The organism is Streptomyces mexicanus, assembly GCF_902506575.1.
GTDB classification, from domain to species: Bacteria; Actinomycetota; Actinomycetes; order Streptomycetales; family Streptomycetaceae; genus Streptomyces; species Streptomyces mexicanus.
Map to the genome: position 1 here is coordinate 2,869,940 of NZ_LR732544.1, position 26,792 is coordinate 2,896,731.

Consider the following 26,792-nt stretch of genomic DNA (forward strand, 5'->3'; position numbering starts at 1 on the left):
TTCATCAGCTGACAGGGGTGACCATCAAGCCTAACCCGGACGGAGGGCAGGCCGCGCCGCCGCCTCGGCGGCCCGCCGCTTCCCCCGTATGGGGTGCCGTACGGGAACGTGCTCGCCCCCGGCGGGGGCCGCCGGGGGCGGCTACGCCGACATCGGCCGCTGCACTCTGATCGACTGCAGCAGGCCCACCGCCACCCAGGCCGCGAACATCGACGAGCCGCCGTAGGAGACGAACGGCAGGGGCAGGCCGGTGACCGGCATGATGCCCAGGGTCATGCCGATGTTCTCGAAGGACTGGAAGGCGAACCAGGCGACGATCCCGGCGGCGACGATGGTGCCGTACAGCTCGGTGGTCTCGCGGGCGATGCGGCAGGCCCGCCACAGGACGATGCCGAGCAGCACGATGATCAGGCCCGCGCCGACGAAGCCCAGCTCCTCGCCCGCGACCGTGAAGACGAAGTCGGTCTGCTGCTCGGGCACGAACTGGCCGGTGGTCTGGGAGCCGTGGAACAGGCCCGCGCCGGTCAGGCCGCCGGAGCCGATGGCGATGCGGGCCTGGTTGGTGTTGTAGCCGACGCCGGCCGGGTCGAGGCTGGGGTTGGCGAAGGCCGCGAACCGGTTGATCTGGTACTCGTCCAGGATGTGCAGCTGCCAGATGGCCACGCAGCCGATGGCGCCCGCCGCGAGCAGGCCGAAGATCCAGCGGTTGGAGGCACCGGAGGCGAGCAGCACGCCGAGGATGATGGCGACCAGGACCAGGACCGTGCCGAGGTCGGGCATGAGCAGCACGATCAGGATGGGCACGGCGGCCAGGCCCAGGGACTGCAGGACCGTGCGGTGGTCGGGGTACTCCTTGTCACCGGCGTCCACCCGGGCGGCGAGCATCATCGCCATGCCCAGGATGATCGTGACCTTCACGAACTCCGAGGGCTGGATGGAGAACCCGCCGCCCAGCACGATCCAGTTGCGGCTGCCGTTGATGGTGGCGCCGAGCGGGGTGAGCACCAGCAGGATGCCCAGCAGCGAGGCGCCGTAGAGGATCGGCACGGCGTTGCGCAGGGCGCGGTGGCCGAGCCAGAGGGTGCCGATCATCAGGGCGAGCCCGATGCCGGTGTTCACCAGGTGCCGGATGAGGAAGTAGTACGGGTCGCCCTGGTTGATCTCGGTGCGGTTGCGGGTCGCGGAGAAGACCAGGGCGGTGCCGATCACGGACAGGGCGAGCGCGGACAGCAGCATCGGCCAGTCGAGGCGGCGGGCGACGGAGTCGCGGGCGAAGACCCGCGTCCAGCGGGCCCGCTCGGGTCCGTACCCGGAGACGGAGAAGCTGTTCGCGCCGGTCATGCGGTCGTCCTCCGGCTTCCCCTGCGGCGTGCCCGCCTGCGGGTGTCACGGTTGCCTGTCGGCGGCGAGGTGGTGGTGGCCGGTGTCTGGTCACCGTTGGGCGTGGTGTCGCCCTGCTGGGTGGCCTGCTGCTGGGCGACCTTCTCCTGGTCCTTGGCCGGGTCGCCGGGGATCTTCGCAGCGGCGATGGTGCCGTCGGTCTGGATCTTGGGCAGGCCCTTCTGCGGGGAGGGCAGCAGCGCCTTGTTGTGGTCGATGGAGCCGTCGGCCTGGACGCCGTACAGGGCGCTGTAGATGTTGCGCACGGCCTCACCGGAGGCGCCCGAGCCGGTACCGGCCTGGGAGATGGTCATGATGACCGAGTAGTCCTTGCTGTACGTGGCGAGCCAGGACGTGGTCTGCTTGCCGTAGACCTCGGCGGTACCGGTCTTGGCATGCAGCGGGATCTTGTCCTGCGGCCAGCCGGCGAACTTCCAGGCGGCGGTACCGCGGGTGGCCACGCCCGCCAGGGCCTGGTCCATCATGTCGCGGGTGGCCTTGCTGATCGGCAGCTTGCCGCGGGGCTGGGGCTTGATCTCGGTGACGTGCTTGCCGTCGGCGCTGATGACGGCCTTGCCGATGGTCGGGGTGTACATGGTGCCGCCGTTGGAGATGGCGCCGTAGATGACGGCCTCCTGGATCGGGGTGAGCAGCGTGTCGCCCTGCCCGATCGAGTAGTTGATCTCGTCGCCCTCGCGCATCTTGTTGCCTTCGAGGCAGTTCTCGTACGCGATCTTCTCGACGTAGCTGCCGTCCTTCTTGCCGCTCTTGCACCAGGCGTCCTTGTTGGCCTCCCAGTACCGCTGCTTCCACTGGCGGTCGGGGACGCGGCCGGTGACCTCGTTGGGCAGGTCGATGCCGGTCTTCTTGCCGAGGCCGAACTGGTGGGCGGTCTTGAAGAACCAGTCCTTGGGCTGGCCCGGCTTGGGGTTGATGCCGCCGTCCTTCTTCCACTCGCTGTCCGCGAGGTAGTAGAAGACGGTGTCGCAGGAGACCTCCAGTGCCCGGCCGAGGCTGATGTCGCCGAAGTTCTCGCCCTCGAAGTTCTTGAAGACCTGGCCGCCGACCGAGTAGGAGCTGGTGCAGGGGTAGTTGCCGTTGAAGTCGTAGCCGGCCTGGACGGCGGCGGAGGTGGAGATCACCTTGAACGTCGAGCCCGGCGCGGACTGGCCCTGGATGGCGCGGTTGAGCAGCGGGTAGTCGGAGTTCTTGCCGGTGAGCGCCTTGTAGTCCTTGGCGGAGATGCCGCCGACCCAGACGTTCGGGTCGTACGTCGGCGCGGAGGCCATGGCGACGATCCGGCCGGTCTTGGCCTCCATGACGACGACGGCACCGGAGTCCGCCTTGTAGTTCGAGCCGGTGATGTCGTCGTACTGCTGGCGGGCGGCCTTCATGGCCTTGTCCAGCTCGTACTCCGCGACGCGCTGGACGCGGGCGTCGATGCTGGTGACGAGGTTCGAACCGGGCTGGGCGGCGTCCGACTTGGCCTTGCCGATGACCCGGCCGAGGTTGTCGACCTCGTAGCGGGTCACGCCGGCCTTGCCGCGCAGCTCCTTGTCGTACTGCCGCTCCAGGCCGGAGCGGCCGACCATGTCGGAGCGCAGATAGGGCGAGGAGGTGTCCTTGGCCTGCTGGATCTCCTCGTCGGTGACCGGGGAGAGGTAGCCGAGGACCTGGGCGGTGTTGGACTTGCCCGGGCCGGGGTAGCGGCGCACGGCCTCGGGTTCGGCGGTGATGCCGGGGAAGTCCTCGGCGCGTTCCCGGATCTGCAGCGCCTGCCGGGGCGTGGCGTCGTCGGTGATGGGGATGGGCTGGTACGGCGAGCCGTTCCAGCAGGGCTGCGGGGTCTTGGCGTCGCACAGCCGGACCTTCTGCATGACCTCCTGCGGACTCATGCCGAGGACACCGGCCAGCTTGGTCAGCACCGCCTTGCCGTCGTCCTTCTGCTTGAGCAGGTCGGTGCGGGAGGCGGAGACCACCAGGCGGGTCTCGTTGTCGGCGAGCGGCACGCCGCGCGCGTCCAGGATCGAGCCGCGCGTGGCGGGCTGCACGACCTGCTGGACGTGGTTGCCGGACGCCTCCTTCTGGTAGTAGGCGCCCTCGCGGATCTGCAGGTACCACAGCCGGCCGCCGAGGGTGCCGAGCAGGGAGAGGACGAGGATCTGGATCACGACGAGACGGGTGCGGACCCGTGGGGTCCGGCCGGTCTCGGGGATGTTGGTCACTGGTGCTGCCTCCCCCTCTCAGCGTGCCGACGTGTGTGCGCGTGCGGACGTGTGTGCGTGGACGCGTACAGGCGTTTGCGTGCGTACGCATGATGAACGACGGACCTGTGAGCCCTCGTTCCGCCGGACCGTCCCCGTTCGGGTGAACTCTGCGGGGCTCACAGCCGCTTGACCCCCTTGATGCGGCCCACCCGGACGGAGCGGGTGCGGGCCTTGGTCTTCAGGCCGCCCAGCGCCCCGCGCTGGCCGCCGATGCGCAGCCCGGTGCCGGAGGACAGCCAGCCGGAGGACAGGTCGGTGCCCTGGCCGGCGCCGCCGGCCTCGGCGAGCGGGTCGTGGTCGGTGCGCCGGGCCAGCGCCATGATGCCGGGCACGACGAAGGGGGCGAGCAGCAGGTCGTACACCGCGGCCGTGAACAGCAGGCCGGGCAGGCCGACATGGCGGGCGGCGGTGTCGCCGACGAGGGCGCCGACACCGGCGTACAGCAGCGTGGAGCCGAGCGCGGCGCCGACCACCACCGCCATGGGGCCGGTGGCCGACTTCACCTGGCCGGTCTCCGGCTTGATGAGTCCGGCGAAGTAGCCGATGACGCACAGCACGAGCGCGTAGCGCCCGGCGGCGTGGTCGGCGGGCGGGGCGAGGTCGGCGAGCAGTCCGGCGCCGAAGCCGATGAGGGCACCGCCGACGTGGCCGTAGACCATGGCCAGGCCGAGGACGGTGAGCAGCAGCAGGTCGGGCACGGCGCCCGGCAGGTGCAGCCGGGACAGGACGCTGACCTGGATCACCAGGGCGACGACGACCAGCGCGGTGGAGAGCAGGATCCGGTTCAGGCGCATGGGACTTCGAAGCTCCTACTGCTGCTGGCTGTCGGTGGACTGCGCGTCGGGCCGCCCGCTGCTGGTCGCGTTCGGGCTGCCGCCGCCGTTCGCGTTCGTGCCGTCGTTCGCGTTCCCGCTGTCGTTCGCGTTCCCGTCGTTCGCGTTCCCGTCCGCGCCGGCGGACGGGGTGACCGTCACGGTCACCGTCGGCGTCGGGGTCGGCTTGGGCTTGGGCGGCAGGACCGCGTCCCGCGGGTCCTTCTTCGGGGCCTGGACGACGACGCCGACGACGTCGAGCTTGGTGAAGCCGACGTACGGCGTCACGTACACCGTGCGGGTCAGATCGCCGCCGGAGGGGTCCACGCGGGAGACGACACCCACCGGCACGCCCGGCACGAACGGCTTGTCGCCCTGCGAGCCGAAGGTGACCAGCCGGTCGCCCTTCTTCACCTCGGCCTTGCCGTTGAGGAGCTGCACCCGCATCGGGCGGTCGCCCTGGCCGGAGGCGAAACCGAGTTCGTCGGTGCCCTCCATCCGGGTGCCGACGGTGAAGTCCGGGTCGTTGGCGAGCAGCACGGTGGCGGAGTCGGGGCCGACGGTGGTGACCCGGCCGACCAGCCCGTCGGCGTTGAGGACGGTCATGTCGCGCTGGATGCCGTCGTGGGAGCCCACGTCGATGGTGATGGTCCAGGAGAAGCCCTGCGCGGCTCCTATGGCGATGACCTGGGCGCCCTTGATGCCGTACTGCCCCTGGCCGGCCAGCTTCAGCATCCGGTCGAGCTGGGACAGGCGGCTGCGGTTGCGGGCGTCGCTGCCCAGCTTGGCCTTCAGCGCGGCGTTCTCCTTCTCCAGCGCGGTCAGCCGGTCGTGGCGTTCACCGGAGTCACGGACGGCGGAGACCGCGTTGCCGACCGGGTTCACCACGGACGACAGGCCGTTCTCCACGGGGCCGAACACGGTGGCGGCGGCCCGTCTGGCGCCCTGCACGGGGGAGTTCTCCCCGCCACGGATGTCCACCGTGATCAGCGCGAACGCGATCGCGATCAGCAGCACCAGGAGCAGCCGGCTCTCTTTCGTGTCCCTCACGTGCGGCGGCCGTGCCCTTCCTCATAGGAACCGGGTGGCCCCCGAGAAAACGCTCGGACGTGAGCGCAATTCCAAGGGGCCTGTTTGCGGGAGCTTATGCCTCTATATCAACGATCCGCCGTACGAGAGGAGATCATCTCGTACGGCGGACCCGAAATTTTCTGTCACCTGCGCGGCTGGGCGTCCAGGACCTGCTGCAGTGCCTCGAACTCCTCGACGCATTTGCCGGAGCCGAGCGCCACGCTGTCCAGCGGATCCTCGGCGATGTGGATCGGCATACCGGTCTCCCGGCGCAGCCGCTCGTCCAGGCCGCGCAGCAGGGCGCCGCCGCCGGTCAGGACGATGCCCCGGTCCATGATGTCGCCGGACAGCTCCGGCGGGCACTTGTCCAGGGTGGTCTTGACCGCGTCGACGATCGCGTTGACCGGTTCCTCGATCGCCTTGCGGACCTCGGCGGCGGAGATGACGACGGTCTTCGGCAGCCCGGAGACCAGGTCACGGCCGCGGATCTCGGTGTGTTCGTCGGTGTCCAGGTCGTACGCCGAACCGATCGTGATCTTGATCTGTTCGGCCGTCCGCTCACCCAGCAGAAGGCTGTACTCCTTCTTGACGTGCTGGATGATGGCGTTGTCCAGCTCGTCGCCGGCCACCCGGATGGACTGGGCGGTGACGATGCCGCCGAGGGAGATGACCGCGACCTCCGTGGTGCCGCCGCCGATGTCCACCACCATGTTGCCCGTGGCCTCGTGGACCGGCAGGCCCGAGCCGATGGCCGCGGCCATGGGCTCCTCGATGATGTGCACCTGGCGGGCACCGGCCTGCGAGGACGCCTCGATGACGGCGCGCCGCTCGACTCCGGTGATACCGGAGGGCACGCAGACCACGACCCGCGGCCGCGCGAGATAGCGCCGCTTGTGGATCTTCAGGATGAAGTAGCGGAGCATCCGCTCGGTGATCTCGAAGTCCGCGATGACGCCGTCCTTCAGCGGACGCACGGCAACGATGTTGCCGGGCGTGCGCCCGATCATCTTCTTCGCCTCGGCGCCGACCGCGAGGATGCCACCGGTGTTCGTGTTGATCGCGACGACGGACGGCTCGTTGAGTACGATCCCGCGACCCCTGACGTACACCAGCGTGTTGGCGGTCCCGAGGTCGACAGCCATGTCACGGCCGATGAACGACATAGAGTTCCCCATCAGGATTCGTCTGGCCCACCCGAAAAGCCGTGAGGGCATTTCAGGTCGGCGAGGTGGGTGCTGTGACGTGAAGGCTTCCATCGTAGACGCGCCTGCACGAACACTGCGCGAGGGTCTTCGCCATTGTCAGCAGATGGCGTACCGCCTCGCTTGTGGAGACGTCCCATCGGGGGCACGCGTTCCCCCGATCGGCACCGCGTATGCCGGTGGCGGCCGGAAACGACACGGCCGCCCAGGTCAGACAGCCCGATGAGCTGACGATACGTCAGAAAAACGTCGTTCCCGCGCGCGACCGGTGCCGTCCGCGGGTCAGGCCAGGCCGGGGAAGAAGATCTTCACCTCGCGCTCGGCGGACTCCTCGGAGTCGGAGGCGTGGATCAGGTTCTCCCGGACGATCACGCCGTAGTCCCCGCGGATCGAGCCCGGCGCGGCGGCGATCGGGTCGGTCGGACCGGCCAGCGCCCGCATCCCCTCGATGACCCGCTCACCCTCGACGATCATGGCCACGACCGGGCCGGAGGACATGAACTCCACCAGCGGCTCGTAGAACGGCTTGCCCTTGTGCTCGCCGTAGTGCTGCTCCAGCGTGTCGGTGTCCAGCGTGCGCAGCTCCAGCGCGGTGATCCGCCAGCCGGCCTTGCGCTCGATACGGCTGATGATCTCGCCGGTCAGGCCACGACGGACGGCGTCGGGCTTGAGGAGGACGAGGGTGCGCTGGGTCACGGGAGGACTCCTTCTCCTGCTTGAGATGCGGTGGGACGAAGGGTACAGGGCCTTCGTCACACAGCGTCAGCCGAGGCGGAGCCGCCCTCGGCGGCCTGCGCCGCGAACCGCGCCTTGGCCGCGTCGACCTTCCGCCCGAAGTGCACCGACGCCCACCACAGCCCTGCGAACACCGCGCCCAGGAAGTACATCGTGGGCACCACGACCCCGGAGGCGATCAGCGCGATCTGCAGCGCCCAGCCCAGCACCACACCGGAGCGGCGGGGCACCCTCCCGCACAGCAGCACGCACAGCACCATCGCGATGCCGCTGACCGTCCACACCGTCCCCATGGACAGGTCCGGGTCCTTCATCGCGACCAGCGCGGCGAACCCGATGACGAAGAACTCGCCGATCAGCGTCGAGGAACACAGCGTACGCACGGGATGTCAGCCCCTTCCCAGGAGCAGTCGGGCCTCACCGACGGTGATGACGGAACCGGTGACCAGCACTCCCCCGCCGGCGAACTCGCCCTCCTCCTCGGCGAGCGTGATCGCGGCCTCCAGCGCGTCCGGCAGCCGCGGCTCCACCTGGACCCGCTCCTCACCGAACACCTCCACGGCGATCGCCGCCAGCTCGTCGGCGTCCATCGCGCGGTGGCTGGAGTTCTGCGTGACCACGACCTCCGCGAACACCGGCTCGAACGCCTCCAGCAGCCCGCGCACGTTCTTGTCCGCGCTGGCCCCGACCACGCCGATGAGCCGGCTGAAGTCGAACGCCTCGTGCACGGCCTCGGCGGTGACCTGCGCGCCCGCCGGATTGTGCGCGGCGTCCAGCACCACGGTCGGCGAGCGCCGCACCACCTCCAGGCGGCCCGGCGAGGTCACCGACGCGAACGCCCGGCGGACGGTCTCGACGTCCAGCGGCTCGGCCCGCTGCGCCCCCACCCCGAAGAACGCCTCCACCGCGGCCAGCGCCACCGCCGCGTTGTGCGCCTGGTGCGCGCCGTGCAGCGGCAGGTACACCTCCGTGTACTCGCCGCCCAGCCCGCGCAGCGTCAGCAGCTGCCCGCCCACGGCCACCTGCCGCGCCACGACCCCGAACTCCAGGCCCTCGCGGGCCACGGTCGCGTCGACCTCCACGGCCTTCTTCAGCAGCACCTGCGCGGCGTCCACCGGCTGCTGCGCCATGATCACCGTGGCGCCCTGCTTGATGATGCCGGACTTCTCCCCGGCGATCTCCCCGGTGGTCGAGCCGAGCCGGTCGGTGTGGTCCAGGCCGATGGGGGTGATCACGGCGACGTCCCCGTCGATGACGTTGGTGGCGTCCCAGCTGCCGCCCATGCCGACCTCGACCACGGCCACGTCGACCGGCGCGTCCGCGAAGGCCGCGTACGCCATGCCGGTCAGCACCTCGAAGAAGGACAGCCGGTACTCCTGCGCGGAGTCGACCATCTCGATGTACGGCTTGATGTCCTGGTACGTCTCGACGAACCGCTCCGCGGAGATCGGCGCGCCGTCCAGGCTGATCCGCTCGGTGATCGACTGCACGTGCGGCGAGGTGTACCGGCCGGTGCGCAGCTCGAACGCGCCGAGCAGCGCCTCGATCATGCGGGCGGTGGAGGTCTTGCCGTTGGTGCCGGTGATGTGGATGGAGGGATAGGCGCGCTGCGGCTCGCCGAGGACGTCCATCAGCGCGGCGATCCTGCTGACCGAGGGCTCCAGCTTGGTCTCGCCCCAGCGGGTCGCCAGCTCCGCCTCGACCTCCCGCAGTGCCTTGTCCACCTCGGGGTCGGCCGGCCGCGCCGGCACCTCTGCCTGGGGCGGGCCCCCCTGGGTGCGCAGGGTGCGGCTGCCTGCCTCGATCACCGCGAGATCGGGGTCGCGGTCGGTCTCGGCCGCGATGATCTCGTCGAAGGAGTCGAGGGGGTCGGGCTGGTCGTCGTTGCCGTTCGGGGGCTGCTCGCTCACGAGGCAAGTGTACGTAGGTGGCCGAAGGCCCCCGGAACCCGACGGCTCCGGGGGCCTCACGGCACGTACGCCCGGCTACGCCTGCGGCAGGCGCTCCAGCTGGGCCTGGATGCGGGCGATGTCCTCCTCGGCCTTCGCCAGCCGCGTGCGGATCTTGTCCACCACGTGGTCGGGCGCCTTGGACAGGAACGCCTCGTTGCCGAGCTTGGCGGTCGTCTGGGCCTTCTCCTTCTCCGCGGCGGCCAGGTCCTTCGCCAGGCGCTTGCGCTCCGCGGCGACGTCGATCGCGCCGGACAGGTCGAGGGCCACCTCGACGCCGGCGACCGGCAGGGTCGCCGTGGCCGTGAAGGACTCGCCCTCCGGCTGCAGGCGCAGCAGCTGCCGGATGGCGGCCTCGTGCGGGGCGAGGGCCGTGCCGTCCAGGGTGAGCCGGGCCGGGACCCGCTGGCCGGGCTGGAGGCCCTGGTCGGCGCGGAAGCGGCGGACCTCGGTGATGACCTGCTGGAGGGTCGCGATCTCCCGCTCGGCCTCGGCGTCGCGGAAGCCCGAGTCCTTGGGCCACTCGGCGATGACGACGGACTCGCCGCCGGTCAGCGTGGTCCACAGGGTCTCCGTGACGAACGGGACCACCGGGTGCAGCAGCTTCAGGGTGACGTCGAGGACCTCGCCGAGGACGCGCTTGCTGACCTCGGCCGGCTCGCCGCCCGCCTGGAACGTCGTCTTGGACAGCTCGACGTACCAGTCGAAGACCTCGTCCCAGGCGAAGTGGAACAGGGCGTCGGAGAGCTTCGCGAACTGGTAGTCGTCGTAGTAGGCGTCCACCTCGGCGACGACCGAGTTCAGGCGGGAGAGGATCCAGCGGTCCGTCGGGGACATCTTCGAGACGTCCGGCAGCGGGCCGTCCACCGTGGCGCCGTTCATCAGCGCGAAGCGGGTCGCGTTCCAGATCTTGTTGGCGAAGTTGCGCGAGCCCTGGACCCAGTCCTCGCCGATGGGCACGTCCACGCCCGGGTTGGCGCCGCGCGCGAGCGTGAAGCGCAGGGCGTCGGAGCCGTACTTGTCCATCCAGTCCAGCGGGTTGACCGCGTTGCCGAAGGACTTCGACATCTTCTTGCCGAACTGGTCGCGGACCATGCCGTGCAGGGCGATGGTGTGGAACGGCGGGGTGCCGTCCATCGCGTACAGGCCGAACATCATCATCCGGGCGACCCAGAAGAAGAGGATGTCGTAGCCGGTGACCAGGACGGAGTTCGGGTAGAACTTCGCGAGCGACTCGGTCTGCTCGGGCCAGCCGAGGGTGGAGAACGGCCACAGGCCGGAGGAGAACCAGGTGTCGAGGACGTCGGTGTCCTGGTGCCAGCCCTCGCCGGTGGGCGGTTCCTCGTCGGGGCCGACGCAGACGACCTCGCCGTTCGGGCCGTACCAGACCGGGATGCGGTGGCCCCACCACAGCTGGCGCGAGATGCACCAGTCGTGGAGGTTGTCGACCCAGTCGAAGTACCGCTTCTCCATCTCCTGCGGGTGGATCGTGACCTTGCCCTCGCGGACCGCGTCGCCGGCGGCCTTGGCGAGCGGGCCGACCTTGACCCACCACTGCATGGACAGGCGCGGCTCGATAGTGGTCTTGCAGCGCGAGCAGTGGCCGACGGAGTGGACGTAGGGCCGCTTCTCGGCGACGATCCGGCCCTCGGCGCGCAGCGCGGCGACGATGGCGGAGCGGGCCTCCAGGCGGTCCAGGCCCTGGAAGGGGCCGTGGGCGGTGATCACGGCGTGCTCGTCCATGACCGCGAGGGCGGGCAGGTCGTGGCGCTGGCCGATCTCGAAGTCGTTCGGGTCGTGCGCCGGGGTGACCTTGACGGCGCCGGTGCCGAACTCGGGGTCGACGTGCTCGTCGGCGACGATCGGGATGCGGCGGCCGGTCAGCGGCAGCTCGATCTCGGTGCCGACCAGGTGCCGGTAGCGCTCGTCGTCCGGGTGGACGGCGACGGCGGTGTCGCCGAGCATCGTCTCGGCGCGGGTCGTGGCGACGACGATGGACGCGTCGCCCTCGCCGTAGCGGATGGAGACCAGCTCGCCGTCGTCGTCCTGGTACTCGACCTCGATGTCGGAGATGGCCGTCAGGCAGCGCGGGCACCAGTTGATGATGCGCTCGGCGCGGTAGATCAGCTCGTCGTCGTAGAGCTTCTTGAAGATGGTCTGGACGGCCTGGGAGAGGCCCTCGTCCATGGTGAAGCGCTCACGGGACCAGGCGACGCCGTCGCCGAGGCGGCGCATCTGGCCGGAGATCTGGCCGCCGGACTCGCTCTTCCACTGCCACACGCGCTCGACGAACGCCTCGCGGCCCAGGTCGTGGCGGGACTTGCCCTCCTTGGCCAGCTCGCGCTCGACGACGTTCTGGGTGGCGATGCCGGCGTGGTCCATGCCGGGCTGCCACAGCGTCTCGTAGCCCTGCATCCGCTTGCGGCGGGTGAGGGCGTCGATGAGCGTGTGCTCGAAGGCGTGGCCCAGGTGCAGGCTGCCGGTGACGTTCGGCGGCGGGATGACGATGGTGTACGGCGGCTTGTCGCTCTTGGCGTCCGCCTCGAAGTAGCCCCGCTCTACCCAGCGCTCGTACAGCGGCCCCTCTACGTCGGCCGGCGCGTACTGGGTCGGCAGTTCGGTGGCGGGCGCTGGTGGCTGCTGCTGAGCGTTCTCGGTCACGGGCACAGTTTAGAGGTGTCACGGCACCGTCCCGAAACGCGTTTGTTCTGTAACGGTGCGCCCCTCGATGCCGTGCGCGGACCGCCGCTGGGCCAGGATGTCAGGAACGCGTAAGCATCTGGAGGGGAACCCAGTAATGAGTCACAACCAGCCGGGCCCGTACGGCGGGCAGCCACAGCAGCCCGGACCGTACGGCCAGCCGGGCCCCTACGGCCAGCAGCCGCCGCAGGCACCGCCCGCCCAGCCCGGCTATGGCTACGGCTACCCCCAGCAGGCTCCGCCGACGGCCCCGCCGCAGCCCGGGTACGGCTACCCCCAGCAGCCCCCGCAGGCCCCGCAGGGCGTGCCGCCGCAGCCGAACCCCTACGGGCAGCAGCAGGCGCCGTACGGCCAGCCGCAGCAGCCCTACGGCCAGACTCCCTACGGCCAGGCCCCCTACGGCCAGCAGCCGCCCTACGGCACCGTGCCGCAGCCTCCGGCGCCGGGCGGCGGCAAGAAGAAGACGGCCCTGATCATCGGCGCGGTGGCGGTCGTGGCGGCGGTCGCGGTCGCCGCGTACTTCGTGCTCGGCGGAGGCGGTGGCGGGGGCGGCTCGGTGGCCGACGACGGCCCGCACAAGCTGGTGCTGCCCGCGACGGTCGCCGACTACAAGAAGGGCCAGACCGGCTCCGGCGGCACGGCCGGCGACACCAGCGCGGACAAGCTGGAAAAGCTCGGCGTCAAGAACGGCCAGGTCGTCAGGGGCGGCTACTCCCCCACCGACACCTCGAAGCTGGGCAGGACCCTGGCGGTCAACGGCGCCTACGGCACGATCGACGACCCGGCGGCCGCGATCGACAACGGCTTCGCCGCGAACCACGAGAACGCCAAGCACACCGGCGACACCATGGGCGGCAAGGAGACCGTCACCTGGGAGGGCAGCCCGCAGAGCGTCTCGCCGGACGGGCTCGACGGCGCCCTCATGAAGTGCCAGATCGCCAAGATCGAGGAGGACGGCGACACCTACACGGTGCCCACCTGCATCTGGGCCGACCACAGCACGTACGGCGTCGTCAACGGGATCGACCTGACCGCCGGGAAGACCGGGGGCATCGGCTTCTCGCAGGACGAGGTCGCCGGCTTCGCCGCCAAGCTGCGCGCCGCGGCCCGCGTCAAGGCCTGATCGACCACGCGGAAAGGGGCCCCGGTGTCCACCGGGGCCCCTTTCCGCGTGCGGGGTGCGCGCGGTCGGTCAGGCCGACTTCTGCTCGCCCGTGCCCCGGCCGCGGGCGTCGCGCGGGATCAGGGTCGGGTTGACGTTGGAGTGGACGACGTCGGCGGTGATGACGACACGGGCCACGTCCTTGCGGGAGGGCACCTCGTACATCACCGACATCAAGACCTCCTCCATGATGGCGCGCAGACCGCGCGCGCCGGTCTGGCGGAGGATGGCCTGGTCGGCGATGGCCTCCAGCGCCTCGCGCTCGAAGTCCAGCTCCACCCCGTCGAGTTCGAACAACCGTTGGTACTGCTTCACCAGCGCGTTGCGCGGCTCGATCAGGATCTTCAGCAGGGCCTCGCGGTCGAGGTTGTGCACGCTGGTGATCACCGGCAGACGGCCGATGAACTCGGGGATCATGCCGAACTTGACCAGGTCCTCCGGCATGACGTCCTCGAAGAGGTCCTTGGACTCCCGCTCGCGCTTGGAGCGGATCGTCGCGCCGAAGCCGATGCCCTTGGCGCCGGCCCGCCCCTCGATGATCTTCTCCAGGCCCGCGAAGGCGCCGCCCACGATGAACAGGACGTTCGTCGTGTCGATCTGGATGAACTCCTGGTGCGGGTGCTTGCGGCCGCCCTGCGGCGGCACGGAGGCCGTGGTGCCCTCCAGGATCTTCAGCAGGGCCTGCTGGACGCCCTCGCCGGAGACGTCGCGGGTGATCGACGGGTTCTCGCTCTTGCGGGCGACCTTGTCGATCTCGTCGATGTAGATGATCCCGGTCTCGGCCTTCTTCACGTCGTAGTCGGCCGCCTGGATCAGCTTCAGGAGGATGTTCTCGACGTCCTCGCCGACGTAGCCCGCCTCGGTCAGGGCCGTGGCGTCGGCGATGGCGAACGGGACGTTGAGCATGCGGGCCAGCGTCTGGGCCAGCAGCGTCTTGCCGGACCCGGTGGGGCCGAGCAGCAGGATGTTGGACTTGGCCAGCTCGATGGCGTCCTCGCGGCCCTGGCCGCCGCCGTTCTCCCCGGCCTGGACCCGCTTGTAGTGGTTGTACACCGCGACGGACAGGGCCTTCTTCGCGGCCTCCTGGCCGACGACGTACCCGTCCAGGAACTCGTAGATCTCGCGGGGCTTGGGCAGCTCCTCCCAGCGCACCTCGCTGGTCTCCGCGAGTTCCTCCTCGATGATCTCGTTGCAGAGATCGATGCACTCGTCGCAGATGTACACACCGGGCCCTGCGATGAGCTTCTTGACCTGCTTCTGGCTCTTGCCGCAGAACGAGCACTTGAGCAGATCGCCGCCGTCACCGATGCGTGCCACGGTGTGCTTCCCCTTCGCCTGGGAGACGCCTGGACACCTGTGGTCCAGCGGCTCCTGGTGCTGCCTTATGTCGACGGTACCTTGCCGGGCCCCCCGTTCGGGCCCCCCTTGGCACGGTTCACTGGGACGTGACCGTGCCAAGGAGCGACGGGCGGGTGCGGCGTCCGCGTCAGCGGACGGCGGTGTTGTTCATCTTCCGGGTGGAAATGATCTGGTCGATCAGCCCGTAGGACAGCGCCTCCTCGGCCGTGAGGATCTTGTCGCGCTCGATGTCCTCGCGGATCTTCTCGATCGACTGGTTGGAGTGCTTGGCCAGCATCTCCTCCAGCTGGGAGCGCATCCGCAGGATCTCGTTGGCGGCGATCTCCAGGTCGGAGACCTGGCCGCGGCCGGTCTCGCTGTAGGGCTGGTGGATCAGCACGCGGGCGTTGGGCAGCGCCATGCGCTTGCCGGGCGTGCCGGCGGCCAGCAGGACCGCGGCGGCGGAGGCCGCCTGGCCCATGCACACCGTCTGGATGTCCGGCTTGACGTACTGCATGGTGTCGTAGATCGCCGTGAGCGCCGTGAAGGAGCCGCCGGGGCTGTTGATGTAGACCGAGATGTCCCGGTCGGGGTCCATCGACTCCAGGCACAGCAGCTGCGCCATGACGTCGTTGGCGGAGGCGTCGTCGATCTGGATGCCGAGGAAGATCACGCGCTCCTCGAAGAGCTTCGCGTACGGGTCGTACTCGCGGATGCCCTGGGAGGTGCGCTCGACGAAGCGCGGGATGACGTAGCGGGACTCGGCCGCGGGGCCGGTGTACTCGGCGCGCGTACGGTCGTAGAGGCCGCTGCCGGGGAAGTCGTTCACGATGTCTCCATGGAAAAGGGCTGGGCGGTCGGCTCGAGGGGCCTGCGGGCTGCGCGGGGTCACCGGCGCTCCGGGACGGTCCGCGCGAGCGGCGCGGGGACGCTGCGGCCCCCGCGGGGCGCGGTTCAGGCCCCGGTGCCGCCGCCGCCCGGCATGCCGGCGGCGTGCGTGATGACGTCGTCGATGAGGCCGTACTCCTTGGCCTCGTGGGCGTCGAACCAGCGGTCGCGGTCGGAGTCGCGGGTGATCTGCTCGACCGTCTGGCCGGTGTGCAGGGCGGTCAGCTCGGCCATGCGCCGCTTGGTGTGCAGCAGCCGCTCGGCGTGGATCTTGATGTCGGAGGCCGAGCCCGCCAGGCCGGCGGAGGGCTGGTGGATCAGGATCTCGGCGTTCGGCAGCGCGAAGCGCTTGCCGGGGGTGCCCGCGCTGAGCAGGAACTGGCCCATGGAGGCCGCGAGGCCCATGGCGATCGTCACCACGTCGTTCTTGATGTACTGCATGGTGTCGTAGATCGCCATGCCGGCCGTGATCGAACCGCCGGGGCTGTTGATGTACAGGTAGATGTCCTTGTCCGGGTCGGCGGCAAGGAGCAGCAGCTGTGCGGTGATCTTGTTCGCGATGTCGTCGTCGACCGGCTGGCCGAGGAAGATGATCCGCTCGTTGAGCAGCCGGTTGTAGACCTGGTCGCCGAGGCCACCACCGATGGAAGGCTCGCCGGCGGCGGAGGGCATCAGATTCGTCACGTATCCACCTGCTCGTCTTACGACGGCGCCGGGCCGTCTCACGTGTTCTGCCGGGGCGTGGGGCCGTCCGGCGGTTTTCGGGGACTCCCCTGCCCTCGTATTCATGGACCCTAACGCGCGGGTCGCTTCGGGGAATCCCGCTGAGGGGAGTGTTCGCCGGGGGCGTAGCGCGGGGGCCGCCGGGGCCCGCGCCGGGTAGGGCGATGGGCCCTGGGGCTGCGTGCCCCAGGGCCCATCGTACGTACGTCCCGGAGGGTCCGCGCGGGTCGGGCCGCCCTGCCACGGGCGCCGCCTCGCTCCGGCGGATCCGGTCCGCGGGCGGGCGGATCAGGCCTCGGCCTTCTCCTCGCCCTCGCCCTTGTCGGCGCCCTGGTCCTCGGCGGAGGCCTCGGCGGTCTCGGCCGCCTCCTCGCCCTCCTCCTCGTCCTCCAGGTCGACGATCTCGCCGTTGGTGTCCTTCACGGTCGCGGCCTCGACCACGACGGCCAGGGCCTTGCCGCGGGCGACCTCGCCGACCAGCAGCGGCACCTGGTTGTTCTGGACGACCGCCTGGGCGAACTGGTCGGGGGACATGCCGGAGGAGGCCGCACGCCGCATGAGGTGCTCGGTCAGCTCCTCCTGGTTGACGTTGAGCTTCTCCTTGTTGACCAGCTCGTCGAGCACGAACTGGGTCTTGATGCCCTTGATCGCCGCTTCGCGGGTCTCGGTGTCGAACTCCTCGGCGGTCTTGCCCTGCAGCTCCAGGTACTTGTCGAGGGTCAGACCCATCTGCGCGAGCTGGTGGTGCTCCAGGTTGTGCTTGCGGGTGTTGATCTCGTCCTCGAGCAGCTTCTCGGGGACCGGGACCTCGACCAGCTCCAGCAGCTTGTCCAGGACGCGCTCCTGGGCCTGGGTGGCCTGGTCGTAGCGCTTCATGTTCTCCAGGCGCTTGCGGCTGTCGGCCTTCAGCTCCTCGAGGGTGTCGAACTCGGAGGCGAGCTGCGCGAACTCGTCGTCCAGCTCGGGCAGTTCCCGCTTGGCGACCTGGGTGACCTTGACGGTGACCTCGGCCTCCTTGCCGGCCGCCGAGCCGCCCTTCAGCTCGGAGGTGAAGGTGGCCTCGCCACCGGCCTCCAGACCCTTCACGGCGTCGTCGATGCCGTCCAGCAGCTCACCGGAGCCGATCGTGTAGGACACGCCGTTGGCGATGCCGTCCTCCAGGACCTCGCCGTCGACCTTGGCCTGAAGGTCGATGGTGACGACGTCGCCGTCCTCGGCGGCACGCTCGACCGGGGTGGTGGAGGCGAAGCGCTCGCGCAGCTGCTCGACCGCCTTCTCCACGTCCTCGTCGGTGACCTCCACGGCGTCGACCTCGACCTCGATGCCGGAGTAGTCCGGGATCTCGATGGTCGGGCGGACGTCGACCTCGGCGGTGAAGTTCAGCGTCTCGCCGTCCTTCAGCTCGGTGATGTCGACCTCGGGCTGGCCCAGCGGGTTCAGCTCCGCGTTGTTGACCGCGTCGGTGTAGAACTTGGGAAGCGCGTCGTTGACGGCCTCCTCCAGAACCGCACCGCGGCCGAACCGCTGGTCGATGACCCGGGCCGGGACCTTGCCCTTGCGGAAGCCCTTCACCGTGACCTGCTGGTTGATCTTCTTGTACGCCGCGTCGAGGCTGTCCTTGAGCTCCTCGAAGGGCACCTCGACAGTGAGCCGAACCCGAGTCGGGTTCAGGGTCTCCACGGCGCTCTTCACGGTTCGGTCTCCTTGTGGCTGACTTCTCGGGTGTCGCCGGAGCCGTCAGGGGGTCCGGCGGATTTCGCCGCCCGGAGGAGTTCGTGGCCCAGTAGGCCGGACACACGGGCGCGCAGTTTGCATAGTAACCGCAGCAGCTCGGCGCCCCAAAAGGCGATCACACCGGCACGCGCGTCACGCGGGGGCCGCCCGGTGCGCGCCGGGACGACACGCGCCGTCACGCAGGTCACGTGCGTCCCACGAGGTACGCCGGTCCGGTGGCCGGCGGTGGTGGTCGGGGTGGCGGGATTTGAACCCACGGCCTTCCGCTCCCAAAGCGGACGCGCTACCAAGCTGCGCCACACCCCGTCTGGTGCGACACGTAGGGTACATGCCCACGGCCCGAGCGACCGCCCGGTTTCGCCCGGGATCCCGGCGCGCCGCCGCGGCCCCGCCCCGACGAGGAGATGGTAAATCAGGAAGGGAGTCGTCGGCGGCGTCGGATGTGGATAAGAGACAGGTGTCGGTGGGCGGGGGCGCGGGGGCGTCGCCGAAGGTCACCTTGCCGAACAGGCCGAGGTGGATGTGGACCCAGTCGCTGTCGCGGAAGCGCAGGAAGAGGTGCTTGCCGTGGGCCTCGGTGCCGGTCAGTTCCGCTCCGGTGAGCAGGTCGGCGGCGTCGGAGAACTTGCCCTGGGGGCTGGTGACGGTGGCGGGCCGGCCGGCGAAGCGGGCGGCGTAGTCCTGGGCCAGGCGGTGGATCGTGTGCCCCTCCGGCACGGTGCGGTGTCCTTTCCTGGTCCTCTTCCGGCCTTTTCCCGCCGCCCGGGGTCAGACCCCCGTGCGCCGGGAGGGGCGCCCCGAGGGCGCCCCGCTCCGTCGTCGTGCTCCTGCTGCGGGTGGTGCGCCGTCCGCTACTGCTGCGGGTGGTGCGCCGGGATCGCCGGCAGCTCGCCCGTGGTCTCGTAGCGCGTCAGCATGTCGATGCGGCGGATGTGGCGCTCGTCACCGGAGAAGGGCGTGTTGAGGAAGACCTCGACGAACTTGGTGGCCTCCTCCGTCGTGTGCATGCGTGCGCCCACCGCGACGACGTTGGCGTTGTTGTGCTGGCGGCCGAGGGCGGCGGTCTCCTCGCTCCAGGCGAGGGCCGCGCGGACGCCCTTGACCTTGTTCGCCGCGATCTGCTCGCCGTTGCCGGAGCCGCCGATCACGATGCCGAGGGCGTCGGGGTCGGCGGCCGTGCGCTCGGCGGCACGCAGGCAGAACGGCGGGTAGTCGTCCTGGGCGTCGTAGATGTGCGGCCCGCAGTCGACGGGCTCGTGACCCGCCGCCTTCAGCCACTCGACGAGGTGGTTCTTGAGTTCGAAGCCCGCATGGTCCGAGCCGAGATACACGCGCATGGTCCGAGTGTGGCACGGCCCCCCGGGTGCCGACACGCCGGGTGGCATGCGCGGGAGATGGGCTCTATATCACATGGATCAAGCAGATGTGACGTAAACAACGGACCTCAAGAGAACCTCATGTAACGATTGCGTTTCGAAGGTTCACGAAATCCAGGACCTCGGATTCACTGGACCAACTCGTGCACCGCTCGTACGGGGAACCGCTCACCCGGCGTAAAGGAAATCCGTCCATGACCTCGCAGCCGACCCTGCCGAAGGCTGGAAGCGGCCAGATGGGCCACGAACCCCACCACGGTTCCGGGCTCCAGGCCGGACTCAAGAACCGTCACCTGTCGATGATCGCCATCGGCGGCGTCATCGGCGCCGGCCTGTTCGTCGGCTCCAGCTCCGGCATCGCCACCGCCGGACCCGGCATCCTCATCTCCTACGCCCTCGTCGGCACGCTCGTCGTCCTCGTGATGCGCATGCTCGGCGAGATGTCCGCCGCCAACCCGACCTCCGGCTCGTTCTCCGCGCACGCCGACCGCGCGCTCGGCAACTGGGCCGGGTTCTCCATCGGCTGGCTGTACTGGTTCTTCTGGGTCGTCGTGCTGGCCGTGGAGTCCACCGCCGGCGCGAAGATCCTGGCCGACTGGATCCCGGCCGTCCCCCAGTGGGGCTGGGCCCTGATCGTCATGCTGGTGCTGACCGCCACCAACCTGGTCTCCGTCGGCTCCTACGGCGAGTTCGAGTTCTGGTTCGCCGGGATCAAGGTCGTCGCGATCGCCGCGTTCATCGTGATCGGCCTGCTGGCCGTCTTCGGCATCCTGCCCGGCGTCCACGCCGACCAGGCCTCCTTCTCCAACCTGACCGACCACGGCGGCTTCCTGCCGCACGGCCCCGGCTCGATCCTCACCGGTGTGCTGCTGGTGGTGTTCTCCTTCATGGGCAGCGAGATCGCCACCCTCGCCGCGGGCGAGTCCGAGGACCCGCAGCGCGCGGTCACCAAGTCGACCAACAGCATCATCTGGCGGATCGGCGTCTTCTACCTGGGCTCGATCCTCGTCGTGATCTCCCTGATCCCCTGGGACGACAAGGCGATCACCGACAAGGGCTCCTACGTCGCCGCCCTGGACTCCCTCGGCATCGCGCACACCGGCCAGATCATGAACGTGATCGTGCTGACCTCGGTGCTGTCCTGTCTGAACTCCGGCCTGTACACCGCCTCCCGCATGGCCTTCTCGCTCGGTGAGCGCGGGGACGCGCCGCGGGCGTTCGCCCGGACCACCGCACGGGGCGTGCCGCGGACCGCGATCCTCGTCTCGGTCGCCTTCGGCTTCCTGGCGGTGTTCTTCAACTACGAGTTCCCGGACACCGTCTTCCTGTTCCTCGTGAACTCCTCCGGCGCCGTCGCCCTCTTCGTGTGGCTGGTGATCTGCTTCTCGCAGCTGCGGATGCGGCGGATCATCCAGCGCGAGGCACCGGAGAAGCTGGTCGTGAAGATGTGGCTGTACCCCTACCTGACGTGGGCGGCCGCCGCGTTGATCGTCTTCGTCCTCGGCTACATGCTGACCGACACCGAGCACGACGGCCGCGAGACCGTGCTGCTGTCGCTGCTGGTCGCGGCGGTGGTGCTGGTGATCGCCGCGATCAAGCAGAAGCTCGGCGGCGGCCACCGCCCGGCGTCCGCCGCGCAGGCCGACGGCACGGACCCGGCGAAGGTCACGGCCGCCGACTGACCGAGCCGCGCCCGGCCGCAGCACGAGGAGGGAGTCCCCGCGGGGGCTCCCTCCTCGTCGTCGCGCAGGAATGCGACCGCCCGCAAACATGACGGAACCTGTCAGGTATGCGGGGCAGCATCCGTTTCATGGAGCAGACAGATCACAGGGAGCGGACGAGGCGCACGGATCAGGTGGGCCGGACCGGGAAGGGCACTGTTCTTCTCCGGCCCGGCGGTGCCGGATACGCCGACGAGTGCGCCGGATTCCAGCTCGGCTTCGCCCAGGGGCCCGCCGTCGTCTTCGCCGCCGCCTCGACGCAGGACGTGGTCACCGCCGTACGGTACGCGGCCGCCCGGAACCTGCCGCTCGGTGTCCAGGCCACCGGACACGGCCTGCCCGGTGACGCGGAGGGCGGCGTCCTGGTCACCACCCGGCGCATGGACCGGGTGAGCATCGACCCCGAGGCCCGTACCGCCCGCGTCCAGGCGGGGGTGCGCTGGGGACAGGTGGTGGCCGCCGCCGCGCCGTACGGGCTCGCTCCGCTGAACGGCTCCGCGCCGGGCGTGGGGGCCGTGTCGTACACGCTGGGCGGCGGGCTGGGCATCCTCGCGCGGGAGTTCGGCTACGCCGCCGACCACGTGCGGTGGCTGGAGGCCGTCACCCCCGACGGCACGCTGCGCCGCGTCACGCCCGCCTCCCAGCCCGACCTGTACTGGGGGCTGCTGGGCGCGGGACAGAACCTCGCCGTCGTCACCGAGATGGAGATCGGTCTCGTCCCGGTGCGCAGGCTCTACGGCGGCTCGCTCGCCTTCGACGGCGCCGCGGTGGACCCGGCGGCCGTGCTGCGCGCGTACGAGGCGTGGACGCGCACCGTGCCGGACGGGCTGACCTCGTCCTTCGCCGCCGTCCCGTACCCGGACCTGCCCGCCCTGCCGCCGCGGCTGCGGGGGCGGTACGTCCTCTCGGTGCGCGTGGCCTGGACGGGCGCCGACGGGGACCGCCTCACCGCTCCGCTGCGCGGGATCGCTCCGGTGCTCTCCGACTCGCTGCGCACGATGCCGTACACCGACAGCCACACCATCCACAGCGACCCGGACTTCCCGCACGCCTACTACGGCGACAGCGCCGTGCTCGAAGCTCTGGACGTCGACCGGGCGGGCAAGCTGCTCTCACTGGTCGGGCCGGGGGCCGCCGCGCCCTGCGTCCTGCAGCTCAACCACCTCGGCGGCGCGCTGTCGCGGCCCGCGCCGAACGCGGTGCCGCACCGCGAGGGGCGCTTTCTGCTGCGGTTGCTGACCGGGGGCGGCCGGGACACGGCGCGGGCGGTGCTCGATCCGGCCTTCGCCCTGCTCGCGGACGCCACCCTCGGCCGCTCCCTCAACTTCGCCTTCGGCGCCGGCGACCGGAGCGACGGGCTGTACGGCCGGCAAACGCGCGAGAGGCTCGCCGGGCTGAAGCGACGCTACGACCCGGCGAACCTCCTGTGCAGGAACTACGGCGTCAGCGCTTGCTGACCAGCTTCCAGGCGGTGGGCAGCGCGCCCATCGCCAGGGCGGCCTTGAGAGCGTCGCCGATCAGGTACGGGGTGAGGCCGGCCGCGACGGCCGCGGAGGCGGACATGCCGGCGGCCACGGCCAGGTAGGGCACGCCGACGGCGTAGATGATCGCCTCGCCGAGGATCATCGTGCCCGCCATGCGCAGCGGGGAGCGGTCGGCGCCGCGGTGGGCCAGGGCGCCGACGACGGCGGAGGCGAGCAGCATGCCGAGGACGTAGCCGAAGGAGACCATGCCGGCCCCGGAGGCGCCGCCCGCGAACCACGGCACGCCGGCCACACCGGCGAGCGCGTACAGCGCCAGGGAGAGGAAGCCGCGGCGGGCGCCGAGCGTGGTGCCGACGAGCAGGGCGGCGAAGGTCTGGCCGGTCACCGGCACCGGGGAGTGGGGCACCGGCACCGACAGCTGGGCCGCCAGGCCGGTGAGCACGGCGCCGCCGACGACGAGGGCGGCGTCGCGCACGCGGGACGCGGGGAGGAGGTCGGCGAGGACGGCACCGGGACGGGTGCCGACGGTGGCGGTGCTCATGGGGGACTCCGCGGGGTGATGTGGACATGTGGGAACACGGTGACGCTATACCGGCGTGCTCCGGCCGGACACCGTCAGCGCTCGACAAAGGCTTGAACGGGCACTTGGTGGGCTCCGCACAAAGCCGGTGGCGTACACCGCCCGCGGCGTGAGAACCGTCACTGGGGCGGGGTGACGCGGGCGACTTCCATGACGCCAGGCCACGCGACTTCTATGACACCAGGTGGCGCGACTTGTACGACGCCCTCTCACACGGCATTCATGGACCGGTGTCACACGGCATTCATGAACCGGTGTCACACGATGTTCATGGAGTCGGAAACTCCGAACGTTGACAGGGGTTGCCCGCGACCGGGAGCATTCTTTTCATGAGCCCGCTCACGAGCTGTCGCACCCTGTGTCGCTGACCCGTTGACGCGCCCCGGAGCGCTTCTCCTCCGGTTCTCCCGTGCGTTTCCGCACGTGGTTCCAACTCCGTCAGTTCCCTTCCGGACAAGGGTTTTCGTGCGCGGGCGTCCGTCGGCCGCGCGTACCTCCCCCGACCGGTTTTCCGGGATGTCCCGCATTCCCCCTCGCGTTCTTTCCTTCTCCCTGTGATCCCACGGAGTTCCCCCATGCCTTTGGCGCCTCCCCCCGGCCTGGACCGGCGTGTGTTCCTCTCCTCTCTGCTCGGTGTGGCCGCCGCGACGGCCGGGCTGAGCGGTTGCGCCGGCTCCAGTGCCGCCGCTTCCGGATCGTCCGCCGACCTGTCCGCACCGCTCGCGGACACGGTGCCGGCGGGCACCAGCCTGAAGATCGCCTCCTATCAGAACGTGCAGCAACTGCAGTTCCGGCTGGCGAAATTGCCCGCGCTGCCGTTCACGGTGTCGAGCTGGCTGAACATAGGCGCGGGCCCCGATGTCATCAACGCGTTCCGCGCCAAGTCCCTGGATCTCGCCGACAATGCGGGAATTCCCCCGATCCAGGCGCACTATCAGGGCTTCGAAGCGAAGATCGTCGCCATCGACGTGACCCGCAAACCGAATTACCTCTTCGCCACCAAACCCGGCAGCGACATCCACGCGGTCACGGACTTCAAGGGAAAGCGGCTCGCCTTCTCGCAGGGGCAGGCCCAGGGCGTCGTCCTGCTGCGCGCCCTGAAACAGGCGGGCCTGACCTACAAGGAGGTGAAGCTGGTCCCGCTGACCAGCAACCAGTTCCTCACCGCGCTGCAGTCCGGCCAGGTGGACGTGGCCCCGCTCGCCAACAGCCAGGCGCCGGCCTATCTGAAGCAGTACGGCGCGAAGGGTGCCCGCACCATTCCCACCGACGTCGTGGACCTGCTCAAACTGCTGTGGGCGCCGGTCTCCGTGCTCGCCGACCGGGCCAAGGCCGCCGCCGTCGCCGCGTACATCCCGCACTGGGCCAGGGGCCTGGTGTGGCAGTGGGAGCACCCGGACGTGTGGAACCGGGAGTTCTACGTCAAGACGCAGAACCTGACCCTCGCCCAGGCCGAGGCGGTCACGAAGCTCGCCAACAAGCCGCTGTTCCCGCCCAGCTGGGACGAGGCGATCCGGTGGGAGCAGGAGACCGCGGACCTGCTCGCCGAGGGCGGCTTCGTGAAGAAGTTCACGGTCGACTCGCTGTTCGACCGGCGCTTCGAGTCCCTGGCCGCCGACGCCGTACCGGCGCAGTACCGGAGGTGAGGGCCGTGACCACCACCGCAGCCACGACCTCGACGGACTCCACGGGTCCCACGGACTCGACCAACTCCACGGGTTGGACGGACTCGACCGGCTCGCCCCCCCCCCCCGCCGCCGGCCGCCCCGCCGGCCCCCCCGCCCCCCCCCCCCCCCCCCCCCCCCCCGCCCCGCCCCCCCCCGCCCCCCCCCCCCCCCCCCCCCCCCCCCCCCCCCCGCCCCCCCCCGCCCCCCCCCCCCCCCCCCCCCCGGCGGGCGGCCCCCCCCCCCCCCCGCCCCCCCCCCCCGCCCCCCCCCCCCCCCCCNGGGGGGGCGGTGCCCCCCCCCGCCCCCCCGCCCCCGGGGGCCCCCCGGGGCCCCACGGCCCCGACCACCCCCGGGGGTGGGGGGGCCCCGCCCGGCCCGCCGCCCGCCGGGGGGGCGGGCGGCGGGGGGGGCGCGGGGGCCGCGCCGCCCCCCCGCCGGCCCCGGACCCGGGCCCGCCGCGGGCTCTCCCCCGGCCGCCGCCTGCCCGCCGCCCGGTTCATCGGGCCGGCCGTCGTCCTCGCCCTGTGGGCGGGCGGCTCCGCCGCCGGGCAGCTCGACCCGGGCGCGATCCCGGCCCCCTGGACGGTGCTCAGGACGGCCGCGCGGCTGTGGACCGACGGCACGCTGCCCACGGATGTGGGGACCTCGCTGCGGCGCGCCGGCTACGGCTTCGCGATCGGCCTGACCGCCGGGGTGCTGCTGGCGCTCGCGTCCGGGCTCAGCCGGGTCGGTGAGGCGCTGATCGACGGGACGGTGCAGCTCAACCGGGCGATCCCGACCCTCGGTCTGATCCCGCTGTTCATCCTGTGGCTGGGTATCGGCGAGACCTTCAAGGTGGCGATCATCGCGATCGTCGTCTACATCCCGGTCTATCTGAACACGCATGCCGCGCTGTCCGGCATCGACAGCCGTTTCGTCGAACTGGCCGAGGTGCAGGGGCTGTCCCGGCTGCGGTTCGTCCGCCAGGTGGTCGTCCCCGGCGCGCTGCCCGGCTTCTTCGTCGGGCTCCGGCTCGCCGTGACCGGCTCCTGGCTGGGCCTGGTGGTGCTGGAGCAGATCAACGCCACCAGCGGCCTCGGCTACATGATGTTCCAGGCGCAGAACTACGGCCAGAGCGACGTCATCCTCGTCGGCCTGCTGGTCTACGGCGTGTTCGGCCTGGTCTCCGACAGCGTGGTCCGTCTGATCGAACGGAGGGTGCTGTCGTGGCGCCGCACACTGAGCAACTGACCCGGCCCGCCGTCCGGCTGCGCGGCCTGACCCGCTCGTTCGCGGGCCGTACGGTCCTCGACGGCATCGACCTCGACCTGCCGGCCGGCCAGTTCACGGCACTGCTCGGGCACAGCGGCTCCGGCAAGAGCACGCTGCTGCGGGCCGTCGCGGGACTGGACCACCGGGTCGAGGGCAGCGGCGAGATCAGCGCTCCCGAACGGGTGTCCGTCGTCTTCCAGGACTCCCGGTTGCTGCCCTGGCGCCGGGTACTGCCCAACGTCCTGCTCGGCACGGACGGCAAGGACGCCGCCGAGCGCGGCCGGGCCGCCCTCGCCGAGGTGGGCCTGGCGGGCCGGGAGCGGGCCTGGCCGAGCGAGCTGTCCGGCGGAGAGGCCCAGCGTGCCGCCCTGGCCCGCTCGCTGGTGCGCGAGCCGGAGCTGCTGCTGGCCGACGAGCCGTTCGGCGCGCTGGACGCGCTGACCCGGATCCGGATGCACGGCCTGCTGCGCGCGCTGTGGCAGCGCCACCGGCCGTCGGTGCTGCTCGTCACCCACGACGTGGGCGAGGCACTGGTGCTGGCCGACCGGATCCTCGTCCTGGACTCCGGCCGCATCGGCCTGGACCTGGCCCTGGACCGTCCGCACCCGCGCTCGCCCCGCGATCCGCACCTGGGCGCGTACCGCGAGCGGCTGCTGGCCGCCCTCGGGGTCACCGAGGACCCCGCGTGAGCCACCGGCCGCGCCCGGACGGCCACCAGGGGCGGCCCCGGAGCCCCGCCCCCCCCCCGGGGG

The 26,792-nt window shown here is 70.7% G+C and carries 21 protein-coding genes, 1 tRNA gene and 1 pseudogene; 6 read left to right on the plus strand and 17 right to left on the minus strand.

The genetic code is table 11. From position 1 onward, the window contains the following. Positions 1–141: 141 nt before the first annotated feature. From rodA to GV126_RS12870, 9 genes are all read right to left on the minus strand, one after another. Positions 142–1,341, minus strand: coding sequence for a rod shape-determining protein RodA (gene rodA / locus GV126_RS12830; protein WP_159665806.1), 1,200 nt, complete (start codon positions 1,339–1,341; stop codon positions 142–144). Next, a complete protein-coding gene (mrdA, locus tag GV126_RS12835; protein WP_159665808.1) occupies positions 1,338–3,605 on the minus strand; it encodes a penicillin-binding protein 2 in 2,268 nt (755 codons plus the stop codon). Before mrdA ends, rodA begins: the two co-directional genes overlap by 4 nt. A 158-nt stretch (positions 3,606–3,763) precedes the next feature. Further along, positions 3,764–4,441, minus strand: coding sequence for a rod shape-determining protein MreD (gene mreD / locus GV126_RS12840; RefSeq protein ID WP_159665810.1), 678 nt, complete (start codon positions 4,439–4,441; stop codon positions 3,764–3,766). Between the two features lie 15 nt (positions 4,442–4,456). After that, positions 4,457–5,509, minus strand: a complete 1,053-nt coding sequence (gene mreC, locus GV126_RS12845) for a rod shape-determining protein MreC (RefSeq protein WP_159665812.1) — start codon at positions 5,507–5,509, stop codon at positions 4,457–4,459. 164 nt (positions 5,510–5,673) lie between these two features. Further along, the gene (locus tag GV126_RS12850; RefSeq protein WP_028422119.1) at positions 5,674–6,693 is read right to left on the minus strand and encodes a rod shape-determining protein; all 1,020 of its coding nucleotides are present in this window, start codon (positions 6,691–6,693) and stop codon (positions 5,674–5,676) included. A 321-nt stretch (positions 6,694–7,014) separates the two neighbouring features. Then, positions 7,015–7,428 (minus strand): nucleoside-diphosphate kinase, encoded by a 414-nt coding sequence (gene ndk, locus GV126_RS12855; protein WP_028422118.1) that lies wholly within the window; start codon positions 7,426–7,428, stop codon positions 7,015–7,017. A gap of 56 nt (positions 7,429–7,484) precedes the next feature. Beyond that, a complete protein-coding gene (locus tag GV126_RS12860) occupies positions 7,485–7,850 on the minus strand; it encodes a DUF4233 domain-containing protein (protein WP_159665815.1) in 366 nt (121 codons plus the stop codon). Between the two features lie 6 nt (positions 7,851–7,856). Beyond that, positions 7,857–9,377, minus strand: a complete 1,521-nt coding sequence (gene folC, locus GV126_RS12865) for a bifunctional tetrahydrofolate synthase/dihydrofolate synthase (RefSeq protein WP_159665818.1) — start codon at positions 9,375–9,377, stop codon at positions 7,857–7,859. A 75-nt stretch (positions 9,378–9,452) separates the two neighbouring features. Beyond that, positions 9,453–12,077, minus strand: coding sequence for a valine--tRNA ligase (locus GV126_RS12870; protein WP_159665821.1), 2,625 nt, complete (start codon positions 12,075–12,077; stop codon positions 9,453–9,455). Positions 12,078–12,213: 136 nt separating this feature from the next. Here GV126_RS12870 and GV126_RS12875 point away from each other — a divergent pair, with 136 nt between their 5' ends. Continuing rightward, complete coding sequence (locus GV126_RS12875; protein ID WP_159665824.1) at positions 12,214–13,239, plus strand: hypothetical protein; 1,026 nt, start codon at positions 12,214–12,216, stop codon at positions 13,237–13,239. A 69-nt stretch (positions 13,240–13,308) separates the two neighbouring features. On the opposite strand, the gene clpX is transcribed toward GV126_RS12875, so the two are convergent. The 7 genes and pseudogenes from clpX to GV126_RS12910 form a co-directional block, all read right to left on the minus strand. Beyond that, positions 13,309–14,595: an ATP-dependent Clp protease ATP-binding subunit ClpX gene (gene clpX / locus GV126_RS12880; protein WP_028422113.1), complete on the minus strand. Its 1,287-nt coding sequence runs from the start codon at positions 14,593–14,595 to the stop codon at positions 13,309–13,311. 169 nt (positions 14,596–14,764) lie between these two features. Beyond that, complete coding sequence (locus GV126_RS12885) at positions 14,765–15,445, minus strand: ATP-dependent Clp protease proteolytic subunit (RefSeq protein WP_159665827.1); 681 nt, start codon at positions 15,443–15,445, stop codon at positions 14,765–14,767. Positions 15,446–15,570: 125 nt separating this feature from the next. Continuing rightward, the gene (locus GV126_RS12890; RefSeq protein ID WP_185947984.1) at positions 15,571–16,176 is read right to left on the minus strand and encodes an ATP-dependent Clp protease proteolytic subunit; all 606 of its coding nucleotides are present in this window, start codon (positions 16,174–16,176) and stop codon (positions 15,571–15,573) included. A 339-nt stretch (positions 16,177–16,515) separates the two neighbouring features. Then, the gene (gene tig / locus GV126_RS12895; protein ID WP_159665833.1) at positions 16,516–17,919 is read right to left on the minus strand and encodes a trigger factor; all 1,404 of its coding nucleotides are present in this window, start codon (positions 17,917–17,919) and stop codon (positions 16,516–16,518) included. Positions 17,920–18,190: 271 nt separating this feature from the next. Next, positions 18,191–18,267 (minus strand) — tRNA-Pro (locus GV126_RS12900). 138 nt (positions 18,268–18,405) lie between these two features. Then, positions 18,406–18,678: pseudogene (locus tag GV126_RS37455) on the minus strand (DNA-formamidopyrimidine glycosylase family protein); the annotation flags it as partial. A gap of 134 nt (positions 18,679–18,812) precedes the next feature. Continuing rightward, positions 18,813–19,298 (minus strand): ribose-5-phosphate isomerase, encoded by a 486-nt coding sequence (locus tag GV126_RS12910; protein WP_159665836.1) that lies wholly within the window; start codon positions 19,296–19,298, stop codon positions 18,813–18,815. A gap of 233 nt (positions 19,299–19,531) precedes the next feature. Between GV126_RS12910 and GV126_RS12915 the strand changes: the two genes are divergently transcribed. Together GV126_RS12915 and GV126_RS12920 are read left to right on the plus strand one after the other, a co-directional pair. Continuing rightward, positions 19,532–21,019 (plus strand): amino acid permease, encoded by a 1,488-nt coding sequence (locus GV126_RS12915; RefSeq protein ID WP_185946687.1) that lies wholly within the window; start codon positions 19,532–19,534, stop codon positions 21,017–21,019. Between the two features lie 128 nt (positions 21,020–21,147). Further along, positions 21,148–22,515, plus strand: a complete 1,368-nt coding sequence (locus GV126_RS12920) for an FAD-binding oxidoreductase (RefSeq protein WP_159665839.1) — start codon at positions 21,148–21,150, stop codon at positions 22,513–22,515. Here the strand turns inward: GV126_RS12920 and GV126_RS12925 are convergent. Next, entirely contained in the window at positions 22,502–23,083 is a 582-nt protein-coding gene (locus tag GV126_RS12925) for a biotin transporter BioY (RefSeq protein WP_159665842.1), read from the minus strand. The two genes, GV126_RS12920 and GV126_RS12925, sit on opposite strands and share 14 nt — an antisense overlap. 614 nt (positions 23,084–23,697) lie before the next feature. Between GV126_RS12925 and GV126_RS12930 the strand changes: the two genes are divergently transcribed. The 3 genes from GV126_RS12930 (at position 23,698) to GV126_RS12940 (ending at position 26,729) form a co-directional block, all read left to right on the plus strand. Further along, complete coding sequence (locus GV126_RS12930) at positions 23,698–24,768, plus strand: ABC transporter substrate-binding protein (RefSeq protein WP_159665845.1); 1,071 nt, start codon at positions 23,698–23,700, stop codon at positions 24,766–24,768. Between the two features lie 309 nt (positions 24,769–25,077). Next, complete coding sequence (locus GV126_RS12935) at positions 25,078–26,019, plus strand: ABC transporter permease (protein WP_159665848.1); 942 nt, start codon at positions 25,078–25,080, stop codon at positions 26,017–26,019. Further along, positions 25,995–26,729, plus strand: a complete 735-nt coding sequence (locus GV126_RS12940; RefSeq protein ID WP_159665850.1) for an ABC transporter ATP-binding protein — start codon at positions 25,995–25,997, stop codon at positions 26,727–26,729. The genes GV126_RS12935 and GV126_RS12940 overlap by 25 nt, the downstream gene beginning before the upstream one ends. Positions 26,730–26,792: the final 63 nt, after the last annotated feature.